The organism is Halocynthiibacter sp. SDUM655004, assembly GCF_026015885.1.
GTDB classification, from domain to species: domain Bacteria; phylum Pseudomonadota; class Alphaproteobacteria; order Rhodobacterales; family Rhodobacteraceae; genus Falsihalocynthiibacter; species Falsihalocynthiibacter halioticoli.
On the sequence record NZ_JAPDUG010000002.1, the window covers coordinates 903,632 to 917,456 of the forward strand.

Annotated in this window: 12 protein-coding genes; 6 read left to right on the plus strand and 6 right to left on the minus strand. The window is 53.6% G+C overall.

The window, feature by feature from the left end; all coding sequences use genetic code 11:
• Positions 1–2 precede the first annotated feature (2 nt).
• Genes N9C89_RS12000 through N9C89_RS12010 form a run of 3 tightly spaced genes read left to right on the plus strand, consistent with a single transcriptional unit; the run spans position 3 to position 1,948 of the window.
• Complete coding sequence (locus N9C89_RS12000) at positions 3–569, plus strand: tetratricopeptide repeat protein (RefSeq protein WP_263954128.1); 567 nt, start codon at positions 3–5, stop codon at positions 567–569.
• An 18-nt stretch (positions 570–587) separates the two neighbouring features.
• Complete coding sequence (locus N9C89_RS12005; protein WP_263954129.1) at positions 588–1,445, plus strand: tetratricopeptide repeat protein; 858 nt, start codon at positions 588–590, stop codon at positions 1,443–1,445.
• A gap of 2 nt (positions 1,446–1,447) precedes the next feature.
• Entirely contained in the window at positions 1,448–1,948 is a 501-nt protein-coding gene (locus N9C89_RS12010) for a prepilin peptidase (RefSeq protein WP_263954131.1), read from the plus strand.
• Here N9C89_RS12010 and N9C89_RS12015 read toward each other — a convergent pair.
• Positions 1,922–3,550, minus strand: coding sequence for a hypothetical protein (locus tag N9C89_RS12015; protein WP_263954132.1), 1,629 nt, complete (start codon positions 3,548–3,550; stop codon positions 1,922–1,924). The two genes, N9C89_RS12010 and N9C89_RS12015, sit on opposite strands and share 27 nt — an antisense overlap.
• 145 nt (positions 3,551–3,695) lie before the next feature.
• On the opposite strand from N9C89_RS12015, the gene N9C89_RS12020 reads away from it, so the two are divergent.
• From N9C89_RS12020 to pdeM, 3 genes are read left to right on the plus strand one after another with little or no spacing between them, the layout of a single operon-like run.
• Complete coding sequence (locus N9C89_RS12020; protein ID WP_263954133.1) at positions 3,696–5,006, plus strand: ATPase; 1,311 nt, start codon at positions 3,696–3,698, stop codon at positions 5,004–5,006.
• Positions 5,007–5,048: 42 nt separating this feature from the next.
• A complete protein-coding gene (locus N9C89_RS12025) occupies positions 5,049–7,454 on the plus strand; it encodes a ligase-associated DNA damage response DEXH box helicase (protein ID WP_263954134.1) in 2,406 nt (801 codons plus the stop codon).
• Positions 7,447–8,118 carry a ligase-associated DNA damage response endonuclease PdeM gene (pdeM, locus tag N9C89_RS12030; protein WP_263954135.1) on the plus strand — a complete coding sequence of 224 codons (672 nt, stop codon included), beginning with the start codon at positions 7,447–7,449 and terminating at the stop codon, positions 8,116–8,118. The genes N9C89_RS12025 and pdeM overlap by 8 nt, the downstream gene beginning before the upstream one ends.
• Before the next feature lie 5 nt (positions 8,119–8,123).
• On the opposite strand, the gene folD is transcribed toward pdeM, so the two are convergent.
• From folD to ftsH, 5 genes are all read right to left on the minus strand, one after another.
• Positions 8,124–9,026 (minus strand): bifunctional methylenetetrahydrofolate dehydrogenase/methenyltetrahydrofolate cyclohydrolase FolD, encoded by a 903-nt coding sequence (gene folD / locus N9C89_RS12035; protein WP_263954136.1) that lies wholly within the window; start codon positions 9,024–9,026, stop codon positions 8,124–8,126.
• A 3-nt stretch (positions 9,027–9,029) separates the two neighbouring features.
• A complete protein-coding gene (locus N9C89_RS12040; RefSeq protein ID WP_263954137.1) occupies positions 9,030–9,332 on the minus strand; it encodes a chorismate mutase in 303 nt (100 codons plus the stop codon).
• A 62-nt stretch (positions 9,333–9,394) separates the two neighbouring features.
• A complete protein-coding gene (locus tag N9C89_RS12045; RefSeq protein WP_263954138.1) occupies positions 9,395–11,071 on the minus strand; it encodes a formate--tetrahydrofolate ligase in 1,677 nt (558 codons plus the stop codon).
• Between the two features lie 144 nt (positions 11,072–11,215).
• Entirely contained in the window at positions 11,216–11,800 is a 585-nt protein-coding gene (locus N9C89_RS12050; RefSeq protein WP_263954139.1) for an MOSC domain-containing protein, read from the minus strand.
• A 108-nt stretch (positions 11,801–11,908) separates the two neighbouring features.
• Positions 11,909–13,825: an ATP-dependent zinc metalloprotease FtsH gene (gene ftsH / locus N9C89_RS12055; RefSeq protein ID WP_263954140.1), complete on the minus strand. Its 1,917-nt coding sequence runs from the start codon at positions 13,823–13,825 to the stop codon at positions 11,909–11,911.

The following is a 13,825-nucleotide window of genomic DNA, read 5'->3' on the forward strand; positions in this document are numbered from 1 at the left end:
GCATGGCATTAGAGCGGTTTGCACCTTTTTTCATTTTGATACTTCTTGCTGCGTGTAACACAGCCGGCAATGTCGATCCTGATGGCGATCCTTATGCGCCCGGATTCAGCAAAGAAGAAGGGGTCGATGGCCTGCTTGTTGGGCACCGTCTCATGGAGGCTGGAGAATACGAGCTCGCACTGAAAGCTTACTTACGAGCTGGCGCAAAATATGGACTGAACGTTGATGTACTCAGTGCACTAGGGTCAGCCAACCTCCGCCTTGGGCGGCTTGGGCAATCCGAAAAACTTCTCAGACAGGCAACAGAAGAAGATCCAACCTTCGTTCCAGCGTGGAACAACCTTGGTGTTGTCCTCATGGAAACCGACCAAATCGGTGAAGCAAGCCGCGTTTTCAAGACCGCATACGCTCTAGATAGTGGCGAAAGCGACTCAATTCGCGAAAATTTACGCCTCGCGCTCGCAAAAATTGAAAATCCGGGCTATGCTGAACAAAATAAAAATAAGTTTGAGTTGGTGAGGCGGGGCAGCAGCAGCTACTTGCTTCTTCAAACTCCAAATGAGAATTGAGCAGTAAAGGACGCAAAAATGCGCCATCCACTTTTACTATCCGTGTGCCTTGGCGGCACGCTTCTTCTTGCCGCGTGTGACCAGGACAAGCAGACAGCCGAAGAAGTTGCGCGCTCGATGAAAGACGTCAATGTCATCGACGAAAGCAACCTCAATGACATCATGCTTACCGTGGCCGACCCGAACGAGGCGGTTATCTATTTCAAGCGCGCCGTAGCCGACAATCCAAACCGGATTGATCTCAAACGCGGCCTCGCTAAATCCCAAGTTCGCGCCAAAGAAGCAACAGCATCGCTCCCCAACTGGGAAGCCGTTGTCGCCAGCGATCAGGCCACCAACACGGATCGCCTTGATTACGCCTCCGCACTCATCCGCGCAGGAAAGTGGGACAAAGCAGAGACCGTTCTCGACACGATCCCGCCAACCGTTGAGTCCTTTGAGCGTTACCGCTTGGAGGCCATGGTTGCTGATTCCGAGAAGAATTGGAAAAAGGCAGACAGCTTCTATTCAACTGCTGTTGATCTAACGACCAAGCCTGCAGGCATCCTCAACAACTGGGGCTATTCCAAACTTTCACGCGGTGATTACAAGGGCGCGGAAAAACTGTTCGCAGAGGCCGTTGCCTACGATCCAAAGCTTTTCACCGCCAAGAACAACCTCGTACTGGCTCGCGGCGCACAACGGAATTACGAAATTCCGATCGTTCCGATGAACCAGTCCGAACGCGCTATGCTGCTTCACACTATGGCTCTTACGGCCATTAAACAAAACGACGTTGCGACAGGGAAAGGGCTACTCAAAGAGTCCATCGAAACCCATCCGCAGCACTTCGAAGCAGCAGTACGCTCGCTCAATGCACTGGAAGAAGGCGTCTAAACTTGGACTTTGAGCTTGCGGCAAAGGCAGCGATGTGGTTCCTCCCCCTCTCGCTGCCTATTTGTTTCTGGGTTGCCTATAGCGACCTGAAATCGATGAAAATTCCCAACAAAGCGATGCTTGCTCTATTGGCGGTATACGCGATTGTTGGCCTTATTGTTCTGCCAATGCCGCTCTATCTTGCCGGATGGCTCAACTTTGTTGTCATGATTATTGCCGGCTTCATTATTAGTTCGCTCGGTGTTGTCGGAGCGGGTGATGCCAAGATTTTGGCCGCAATGGCCCCCTTCATCGCGCGCGGAGATATCCCAGCATTTGCAATGCTCTTGGCGTTCTGTTGCATCGTCGCTTATGCACTTCATCGTGCTGCAATGAATATCGCACCAATCCGCAACCTCGCACCTAATTGGCAAAGCTGGTCAGCGGGCAAAGACTTCCCTGCTGGACTAGGGCTTGCTTCGGCCTTCGCAATCTACCTAGTTGCTGCTGCTTTCGGCGGCTAAGCGGTTTAGCCGATAGACGGACGAAACCGCGCTATCCACCAATGGCTCCAAGACCAAATCCTCGCGTTGTGCGATTGAAACGAGCATCGCGTTATGAACGCTAAGCTGTGTCGCACATTTCGGCACGACGAGGATGTCTGCATTCTCAATACCCGGCAACCCACCATAAGCCCACGGCGCGCTGCCCTTCGTTGGCTGCATGTTGCTAAACATCCAAACCGAAGAGCTTACATCCGCGACATACAGCGCCTCTCCTTCGAAATTTACGAGATCGCTTGCAATTGCGGAATTAAACGTCGAATTGCCTAGCCTTATTTGACAATCGGCAAAGGTGGTAGGGTCGAATTCGGCAAGATCGTTGTTGGTTGTGTTCGTTTCACTCAGCAATGGAACCATCGCGTTCACGGTATCCACACGAAGGTTGGCCATGTGGATGTCATCAGCAACGGGAAACCGAGTTGTTGGAATGACCCGCTGATATTGCCCCTCGTCTAAAAACAGGTGCCGCAATCCACTCGTTCCAAAGTTCAGCAGAACAGGTGCAATTATCACGGCACCAGTAATCGAGACTACCGAGAGCGCAGTCCGAATGTCCCATCCGAATTCGTTCCGAAACTCCCCCTCTGGCCGCATCGCATAGACATAGACAACGACGAATCCGAGCCACAGCGGATCATTTCCGAAGTTCTGGTAGGTAATATAATACAGCCCAGGTAACGCAATGAGCAGCAACAGAGCCGCGCCATTTTGGGATGATTGGCGAAGAAAAATGACGCCCGCTGCCGCAACAATCAGTGTGGGAAGGAACGCGGGCGCGGAAATCAAATCTGCAAGGCTCGCGCCGGGAAACGCTCGGTTTGCAGAGTTGGCGACAGTTAGAAGGTCCTCATAATACGCCTGCCAAGGCGCGAGCCCATGCAAGAATGTGATAGCAGCAAACGCCGCGCATCCAGCCAGAAATGCGCCCGCGATTCCTCGGAAGTTTGCGGTCATCAACAACCCTCCGAGCACGGGCAAAGCAATCCCGACCAAGTAAGTAACTTTCAAAAATGCGAGCGCGACAAGACAGATGCCGATCACAATGCCTTCAAAGAAACCGCCGCCAGTAAGGCCGCGCTTGCGGGGTAGCATTGAAAGGCCCAACGCCACGAATGCCAATGCCCATGCCCAGCGGTTGTAGTACATCGAGATGGACGACGAGACATCGGTTTGCCCATCCACAATCGCTGTCGCCGTGACGAGCGTTACGCCCCCCAAAAGCATTGCTGCCCCTGTGCTCAGGCGGCTAACGCCGATCCACCAAAGAGGAAGAACAAGCGCAAGGGCCAAAACAGCCTGCGTGGCAAGAAATGCCATGCCGAAGTTGAGGCCAAGCGGTGAAAACCAGATGATCGGCGCAAATGCGAGGGTTCCGATTGGCGTTGAAAAATCAGCGTGTATTCGAGCGCCATCTTCCAAGCGCAGCAGAATATCAATCAAATGCAGCGTATCGACCTCGTGTTTGCCGAGATATAGCCCCCCCTTCGCCAGACCAATCGCGCCGCCCAATAGGGCAACTGCAAACAAAAACACCAACAAAATCGCGGAATTTGCCTGTTTCATCCGACCTCACTTTCGCATTTGAGCAACACTAGCCACAGAGAGAGCACCAAGTAAAAGATCGAGGCGCTTTTTGTTGGTCATTCTGGCACAGCGCGGTAGAATCAGCACAAAAAAGACCGTTCCGGCACAACTACAGGTAATCACCATGAATGCAGAACCCACTGGGGTTTTAGCCCCGCCCGCCCCGAAGCGCCTTGAGGAGATGAACCTCCCCATCGTTATGATGCGGGATATCCTTCTCAAAACGCTGTTCCGTCAGAACCTTGATATGGTTTCGGAAATTGCGAGGGCGATCTGTTTGCCAATACCGGTGACGCAAGAGCTTGTGGATATGGCGCGCGAGCAGCGGCTTTTGGAGGCGACTGGTACTCTGCATGCTAACTCTGGCAACGAAATGGGCTACCAGCTTACTGACCAAGGCAAGGCCCGCGCACTCGATGCGTTAAGTCAGTCAGAATACTACGGCGCTATGCCCGTGCCGCTGTCGATTTATCAGGAGCAGGTCAAACGCCAGTCGATCCGCAATATCCAGATTTCGCGCGATCAACTCACCGGTGCGATGGGTCATCTGATCCTACCGCCGACGTTGCTTGACCAACTTGGCCCTGCAGTAAGTTCTGGCCGTTCGATCCTTATGTACGGTCCTCCGGGCAATGGTAAATCCTCTATCTCGAACGGTATCCGTGACGCACTTGGCGACAAGATCTATGTACCGCGCGCGATTGAATACTCCGGTCAGGTGATTACTGTTTATGACCCAATCGTGCACTCCGCCGCCGAAGAACAGAAAGACGACCCAAACTCACTCCGCCGTACCGGCAACCGCTATGACACGCGCTATGTGCGTTGCGAACGGCCAACAGTAATCACTGGTGGTGAATTGACGCTTTCGATGCTTGATCTCGTCTATAACCCGACAGCCCGAACCTATCAGGCGCCGTTGCAGCTCAAGTCCTCTGGTGGCGTCTTTATTGTGGACGACCTTGGCCGACAGGAAGAGCCGCCACAGTCGCTTATCAACCGTTGGATTGTGCCTCTCGAAGAGGGCAAAGATATCCTCGCGCTGCAATCGGGCGAAAAATTCGAGGTGCCGTTTGACACGCTCGTCATCTTCTCGACCAACTTTCACCCGAACAAGATTTTTGACCGCGCTGCGTTGCGCCGGATTTTCTTCAAAATCAAAATCGATGGTCCGGATCAGGAAGACTTCCTCAAAATCTTCGCGATGATGGCGCGTCGCCGCAAGATGCCGCTGGACGAGGCCGCGCTGGTGCATTTGCTTAAGAAGAAATACCCCGAAATCAACAACGAATACGCCAACTATCAGCCGATCTTCTTGATTGATCAAATGATTTCGATCTGTGAGTTCGAGGGCATCCCATACCAAATGACGCCTGATCTCATCGACCGGGCTTGGGCGAACATGTTCGTAACTGAGGAAGACATCGTTCACTAATTCGGTGTTTTCGGCGGGCTCTAATTCGCATACCCTTTTGGGATGACCGCGCTTCCGCAGCACTTTGAAAACTGGTTTGATGCAAGGGGCTGGCAAGCTCACCCGCATCAACTCGAGATGCTCGCCAAAAAAGACGAGCCGGCGCAGCTCTTGATTGCGCCAACGGGTGGCGGCAAAACACTCGCCGGATTTCTTCCGACCCTCGTTGAACTCGGCAGCAGGCCACAATCCGGCCTACACACGCTCTATATTTCCCCGCTCAAAGCGCTCGCCGCAGATATCCGACGGAACCTTGAAAAGCCAGTTACCGAAATCGGGCTTGATATTCGCATTGAGGACCGGACCGGAGACACGCCCGCGACCCGCAAAAAACGACAACGGGTTGATCCACCACACATTCTGTTGACCACACCCGAGAGCCTCGCGCTTCTGCTCAGCTATGAAGATGCGCCTCGCATGTTCGCAGGTGTGTCTCGTGTGATCGTGGACGAGATTCATGCACTGGCCGAAAGCAAACGCGGAGATCAGTTGATGCTCGCGCTCTCTCGACTTCAGGCACTTGCGCCAAATCTCCGCCGTGTGGGCCTCTCCGCTACGGTTGAAGAGCCTGAGGCCATTGCAAAAACACTCGCATTTGGCTCACAACCCTGCAGCATCCTTCATGCTCCAAGCGGTCCCACGCCTGATATTCAGATGCTAAAGACCACTGAAGCCCCGCCTTGGTCAGGTGGCGGCGCGGCCTACTCCATTCCTGCGGTTATGGAATTGGTCAAACAACACAAAACCACCCTGATCTTTCACAACACCCGCGCACAGGCCGAGATATTTTTTCACAATCTTTGGCTCGCGAATGACGACGCCTTACCAATCGGAATTCACCATGGCTCCCTCGCCCGCGCTGCACGCGAGAAAACAGAAGCCGCTATGGCCGAAGGGAAACTGCGCGCGATTGTCTGTACGGGTAGCCTCGATCTGGGGATCGACTGGGGTGATGTTGATCTTGTTATCCAGATTGGCGCACCCAAAAATGTGAAACGCCTTGTGCAGCGGATCGGCCGCGCCAACCACGTCTATAACGCTCCCTCTAAAGCTATTCTTGTTCCCGCAAATCGATTTGAGGTTGTCGAATGTGTTGCGGCGCTCGAAGCCGTGCGCGAGATGGATCTTGATGGCGAACCGCATGGCCGAGGCCCGCTTGATGTGCTGTGCCAGCACATACTTATTCGCGCCGCATCTGGCCCATTTCATGCTGACGCGTTGTTCGACGAATTCCGCTCAACAGGCGACTACGCAAGCCTAACTCGCGCCGAATTTGACGGCTGCCTCGATTTTATCGCGACAGGTGGCTATGCCTTAAGAACTTATGACAGATGGCAGCGCCTCTTGCTCAAGGAAGACGGCATGTGGCATCTGCGCGACCCGCGCTCGACCCAACGCATCCGCATGAACCTCGGGACAATCCAAGATACCGACAAACTGAAGGTTCGCATGCGTGGTCGTGGTTCTGCTGCACCTTTGGGCGAAATCGAGGAGAGCTTTGCGGCGACGTTGGAGCCTGGCGATACTTTTCTGATTGGTGGCGAGATCGTTCGCTTCGTTGGCCTCCGAGAGATGGACGTGATCGTGCGTAAAGACGCTGCGAAGCGCCCGCGCATCGCAACCTTTATGGGTACAAAGTTCGCCACCTCAACACAGCTTTCTCACAGAATTCTCGACTATTTTCAGCGATCCGACTGGAGCGAATTGCCAAACCACACCGCCGACTGGCTCATGCTTCAAAAGACGATATCGGCACTGCCAAACAAAGACGAACTGTTGATCGAAACCTTTCCCAACGATGGTTTGGAACATCTTTGCATCTACGGCTTCGCTGGGCGTAACGCGTTACAAACACTTGGGTTATTGCTGACACACAGACTTGAAACCTTGGGTTTTCATCCTCTGGGGTTTGTCGCCACGGATTACGCACTCATGATCTGGGGTCTTGATGAGGTCACGGATTTCGCGCCACTTTTTGAGCCTGCTAACCTACGGGACGGATTGGAAAACTGGCTTGCGGAAAGCGCGGTCATGAAGCGCTCTTTCAAGACCTGCGCAACGATTGCCGGTTTGATTGATCGCAATGGCCCCCACCCCAAAAAGAGCGGCCGACAAACAACATTCTCCTCTGACATTCTTTATAATACGCTTCTGAAATATGATCCCGACCACCTGATGCTCCGCATCACCAAAGAAGAAGCTATGCGTGGCCTCGTTGATTTCTCCCGCATCGAAGAAATGCTTACACGGACAAACGGCAAGCTTTTGACCAAACGGCTTGAACGTGTCTCTCCGCTCGCGGCTCCTCTCTTGCTGGAAATTGGCAACGTACCTGTAAGAGGCTCCGCACAAGAGCGCCTCCTTACCGAAGAAGCGGAGCGGATGCTTTCGGAGGTCGGCCTTGAATAGCGACGTTTCAACACCCTTAGAGTTTCAGGGAAACAGCTTCCACCTCTTTGCATCAGGCGCGCTGTACTGGCCTGCAGAGCGCTTGCTGTGCGTCTCCGATCTCCATTTGGGCAAGTCCACTCGCTATGCCAAATCAGGCGGTGCATCCCTTCCACCTTATGAGGTTCAGGAGACCCTCTCTCGAATGGAAGAAGCGATTGAAGCCACCCAACCGGATACTGTTGTGTGTCTCGGGGATAGTTTTGATGCTGTTGATAGTCAGGACGACATCCTTGAAAGTGACTACCTTCGCCTTACGGCAATGATGGCGGGTCGCTCTTGGATATGGATCGAAGGCAACCACGATCCTGGGCCTGTCGGGCTTGGCGGTCAGCACCTCAAGAGCGTGAATGTTCGTGGAATTACCTTTAGACATATTGCCGAAACAACAGATACGCCCGAAATATCAGGACATTACCATCCGAAAGCCCGCATTCGGACACGGGCGCGTGGCCTTTCCTTTCGAGCGCTTCTTGTAGACCAAAAGCGGATCATCATGCCCGCATTCGGAACGTATACCGGCGGACTTTGGAGTGATCACCAAGTCTTTAGCGCCCTAATGGAAGACCGCGCGCAGGCCTATCTCCTTCGCCAGCCGCCGCTTAAAATTCCAATGCCGCGGTAAGCAGCTTAGGCGGTCAGGCCTTCGGGTTCTTCAAGACCGTTTGCGCGGCAGGTCGCCGTCAGCGTATTCGCCAACAGGCATGCGATTGTCATTGGGCCCACACCGCCAGGAACAGGCGTGATCGCACCAGCATTTTCCTTCGCCGTTGCGAAATCAACGTCTCCAACAAGCCGTGTCTTGCCTTCGCCCTTTTCTGGCGCGGGGATACGGTTGATGCCAACATCAATTACGGTCGCGCCTTTCTTGATCCAATCGCCCGGAACCATCTCTGGCCGACCAACGGCCGCGACCACGATGTCCGCACGTCGCACGACATCGGGCAAGTCTTTGGTGCGGCTATGCGCGATTGTAACTGTGCAACTATCGCCCAAAAGCAAGTTGGCCATAGGTTTGCCAACGATATTCGAACGCCCGATAACAACCGCGTCCAAACCAGAAAGCGATCCATGGTGTTCCCGCAACATCATCAAGCATCCCAATGGAGTACACGGCACCATCGATTTCTGACCTGTGCCAAGCAAGCCCACGTTGGAAATATGAAAGCCGTCAACGTCTTTGACCGGATCAATCGAGTTGATGACAAGGTCTTCGTTAAGGTGGTCAGGCAAAGGAAGTTGCACAAGAATACCGTTAATGCTTTCATCCTTGTTCAGCTTTTCGATGAGCGCGAGGAGATCCGCTTCTGAAGTGTTGGCGTCGAGTTTGTGCTCATAGGAGTTCATGCCCACTTCGACGGTCATTTTGCCCTTGGAGCGCACATAGACCTGACTTGCAGGGTCTTCACCAACAAGCACAACCGCCAACCCTGGGGTAATGCCATGCTCAGATTTCAGCTTGGAAACATGCGAAGCAACCTTTTCGCGGACGGTTGCGGCAAAAGCTTTGCCGTCGAGAAGTTTAGCGGTCATGGGTTACTCCTTTGTCGTATTCAGGTGCACTTCTTCGCGTGCGATCGACCAGCGAATTAGCTCGCGCCAAAGATTTTCGGCCAAGTCAGGTGAAAGCCCTTCGCCCTCTGCAAGTCGCCGGACATTCCCCACAACTTCTTCGACGCGAACTGGAATATTCGCGGCAAGCCCATCACGTTTTTTGATCTCTGCCGCACGGTCGATATATCTCGCACGAATGCGAAGGGTCTTAATCAATTCCGCGTCGAGCGTGTCGATCTCGGCGCGAAGCTGTTCCATGTTTTCGCAGTCTTTGGGCTCACGCATATCCGCATTCCAATCGTTTCGCGGCCCCTCATACTCCGAGCAAGACAGTTCTTCAACGCCCCCTAGAACAAACCTTCGATTTCACCTGCGTCATTGAGCTTAATCTGCTCCGCAGACGGCACGCGCGGCAAGCCCGGCATGGTCATGATCTCTCCGCAAATCGCGACGACAAACCCCGCGCCTGCTGAAAGGCGGACCTCACGAATAGGAACGGAATGCCCCGTTGGCGCGCCGCGCAGATTTGGGTCGGTCGAAAAGCTATACTGTGTTTTCGCCATGCACACCGGCAGATCACCGTAGCCATCCTGCTCCCAAGCGCGAAGTTGATCGCGGATTTTCTTATCGGCCAGAACCTCATCCGCACGATAGATCGATTTCGCAATCCGTTCGATTTTCTCAAACAACGGCATGTTATCGCGGTAAAGCGGGGCGAACTGCGCAACGTCTGCATCTGCAATCTCTGCAACGCGCGTTGCGAGTTCTTGAATGCCCGCGGAGCCTTTTTCCCAATGCTTGCACAGGATCGCCTCGGAACCTTGCGAGGCAACATAATCCATCACCGCTTGAACTTCCGCGTCTGTATCTGAGGTAAAGTGGTTAATACCAACAACAACAGGAACGCCAAATGATTTCAAGTTGGCGATGTGACGCCCGAGGTTGTCACAACCCTGCTGAACTGCTTCAACGTTTTCGGCACCAAGATCAGCTTTGGCGACCCCGCCATTCATCTTCATGGCCCGAACCGTCGCCACAAGCACAACGCAATCAGGCGCGATGCCCGCTTTGCGGCATTTGATGTTCATGAATTTCTCGGCCCCAAGGTCAGCGCCAAATCCCGCCTCGGTCACAACATAATCAGCAAGCTTCAACGCCGTTTTCGTCGCAATCACCGAATTACACCCATGCGCGATATTCGCAAACGGTCCGCCATGAACAAAGGCAGGATTGTTCTCAAGTGTCTGAACAAGATTTGGCTGCATCGCTTGCTGTAGAAGTACAGTCATTGCGCCATCGGCCTTGATGTCACGTGCATAGATCGGCGTTCTATCACGACGATAGGCGACGATAATATCACCGAGCCGTTTCTTAAGATCGTCCAGATCGTTGGCAAGGCAAAGGATCGCCATAACTTCGGAGGCAACAGTTATGTCAAACCCCGTCTGGCGCGGGAAGCCGTTTGCAACGCCACCAAGCGACGTCACCGTATCGCGGAGCGCACGGTCGTTCATGTCCATCACACGCCGCCATGTGACACGACGCTCGTCTATCTCAAGCGCATTACCCCAATAGATGTGGTTATCAATCATTGCCGAAAGCAGGTTGTGCGCTGAGGTGATCGCGTGGAAGTCACCTGTGAAGTGCAGGTTCATATCTTCCATCGGGATGACCTGTGCGTAGCCACCGCCAGCTGCACCGCCTTTCATACCGAAACACGGACCAAGCGAGGCCTCGCGGATACAGATTGCCGCTTTCTTGCCGATGCTGTTCAACCCATCACCAAGCCCGACTGTGGTCGTTGTTTTACCCTCACCCGCCGGCGTCGGGTTAATAGCAGTCACAAGAATAAGTTTACCGTCTTTCTTACCCTCAAGCGACTTGATGAACTCCGCACTCACCTTTGCTTTGTCATGTCCAAAGGGCAGCAAATGTTCGCTTTGAATTCCCAACCGAGCGCCAACTTCTTGAATCGGCTTCTTTTGTCCTTCGCGCGCAATCTCGATATCGGTTTTGAACGTCATAACGGCCCCTGACTAAAATGCTAATGCTTCGGTTCTACAGACCACTGAACACAGTTACAGCGGTAAAACCGACATTTTTCGCATATAAAGCGCCCAGCGAAGTTTCACATCGGAAAAATCAGCGCCTTTGCGAATGCTTGGCGCCTATGATCCGTGCGGCCAAGGTCTTTGATCTGGAATGTGCAGCCGCAATTGATCTCCGCGCCGAAGCGTACCTTCGCGCTCGACCCAAGCCGTGACACCGCGCTTGCCTGCAGCTTTCGCGCGGAACGCCTTGCCCTCGCCTTCATGCTTCAGTCCGATTTCGCGCGTAACGAGGTTGCACGGCTGGTTCTCCATATCAATCGTAACTGTCGCGCCGCTTTCTGCCTGCAGTCGCGATGAAGGAGGTACAGCCGTAAAATCCGGTATGCCTTTCACAACCATGTTCGCCCCCAACAAGGCAGGATCAAGTTGCTCCAACTCAAGCGCCTCCGCGATCTCTTCGATCTCTTCGGCAGAGACAATTGTAAGTTGGCGTACGTTGCGAATTTCAGTTCCACGCGGATATTGCGTAATGACTCGCGAACAAGACGGTCGCGTTAGCCCTCCGTGATCCTCACGAAGGGGTCCGGAAAAGGTAAGCTCCATTTCATCCATTGGCGTCGCCAAGAGGCTTTCATTGCGGTCAAGAACGCATCCCAGCCAGACGATCTCACAGAAAAAATCCGTTGCTTTAAGTGCAGGCATAAGACCCCTGTTTTGAATGTTGCGACGACGAGTTTGCAATTGCCGCTGAGCGATAGTCAAAACAAAAACGCCGCATGGAGGTCCATGCGGCGCTATCTTTGTTGCGAACTATGCTGTCGGCTCTGGCTCCATGCCGCCGCCCGACTTGGGCTTTTTCGGCTTGGTTTTCGGAATCGCCGTGACACTTGGCGCGCTGCCCGTATCCGGCTTGTCCTCGTCATCGTCGATTTGGGGTGGCTCGCCGCGCATCACGCGCTCAATTTCCTCGCCCGTCAGAGTCTCATACTCAAGCAGACCCTGCGCAAGACGTTCAAATTCTTCCGATTTCTCGAGCAAGATTTTGCGCGCAGTTTTATATCCCTCGTCGATCAGGCGTTTAACCTCTTCTTCGACAAGTTCCTTGGTATGAGCGGAAATAGACAATCCGCCGCCGCCGTTGCCCATATATCCTTCATGGGCCTGCTGGTAATCAATGTTGCCGACTTTATCGGACATACCCCAGCGCATCACCATCGCCCGTGCGAGGCCGCTGGCTTGCTGGATATCTCCAGAAGGGCCATTCGACACACGATCCGCGCCGAACTTGATGATTTCGGCAGCTTTACCGGCCATCGTCATCGCGATCTGCTGTTCGCACTGGTCCTTGTGATAGTTTAGCCGATCCATTTCAGGAAGGCTCATCACCATACCAAGCGCGCCACCACGCGGAATAATCGTAGCTTTGTAAACCGGATCACATTCCGGCAAGGTCACGCCAACAACTGCGTGGCCAGCTTCGTGATAGGCGGTCATTTCTTTTTGCGCAGGTGTCATGACCATAGAGCGGCGCTCCGCCCCCATCATGACCTTGTCCTTCGCCATTTCGAAATCTTCCATCGTCACAACATTGCGCCCGATCCGCGCGGCCATCAGCGCGCTTTCGTTCACAAGGTTCGCGAGGTCCGCACCGGAAAATCCAGGTGTACCGCGCGCGATAATACGGAGATCAACATCCGGCCCGAGCGGGATTTTCGCAGCGTGGACGTTGAGGATTTTCTCACGGCCTTTGATGTCCGGATTAGGAACCTGTACCTGACGGTCAAATCGGCCTGGGCGCTTCAACGCCGGATCAAGAACATCAGCACGGTTGGTCGCTGCAAGAAGGATCACGCCCTCGTTGCTTTCAAAACCGTCCATCTCAACAAGGAGTTGGTTCAGCGTCTGCTCGCGCTCATCATTACCACCGCCATAACCGGCGCCACGATGGCGACCAACGGCGTCGATCTCATCGATAAATACGATACACGGGGCGTTTTTCTTGGCTTGCTCGAACATGTCGCGTACGCGGCTCGCACCAACACCTACGAACATTTCAACAAAATCAGAGCCCGAAATCGTAAAGAAAGGAACACCCGCTTCGCCTGCGATCGCACGTGCAAGAAGCGTTTTACCTGTACCCGGAGGTCCGATCAGAAGCGCGCCTTTAGGAATCTTACCACCAAGTCGGCTAAACTTCTGCGGGTTACGCAGGAACTCAACAATTTCTTCAAGTTCTTCCTTGGCTTCATCAATACCGGCGACATCATCAAATGTAACACGGCCCTGCTTTTCGGTAAGCATCTTGGCTTTGGACTTGCCAAACCCCATCGCGCCACCTTTGCCGCCGCCTTGCATGCGGTTCATCATGAAGAACCAAAAACCAATCAGAAGAGCAACCGGACCAAAGAGCATGATAAAGCGCCCAAGCGCAGACTGCTCTTGCGAGTTCGCTTTAACTTCAATGCCTTTTTCAATCAGCGTAGACGAAATTTCAGCGTCTTCCGGAACGATCGCCCAGTGGCTTTGGCCATCAGAGCCAACAAACTCCACCCGCTCGGCGTCCATCGTTACTTCGGTGACTTCACCGCTGTTCACAGCATTAACAAATTGTGAATAAGTGTACTCGCTGCTGTTCATCGTGCTGCGGTTACCGCTAAACACCTGAAAAAGAGCGACAAATAGCAGACCCAAAACGATCCAGAATGCGAAACTTCGCGCGTTGCCCAA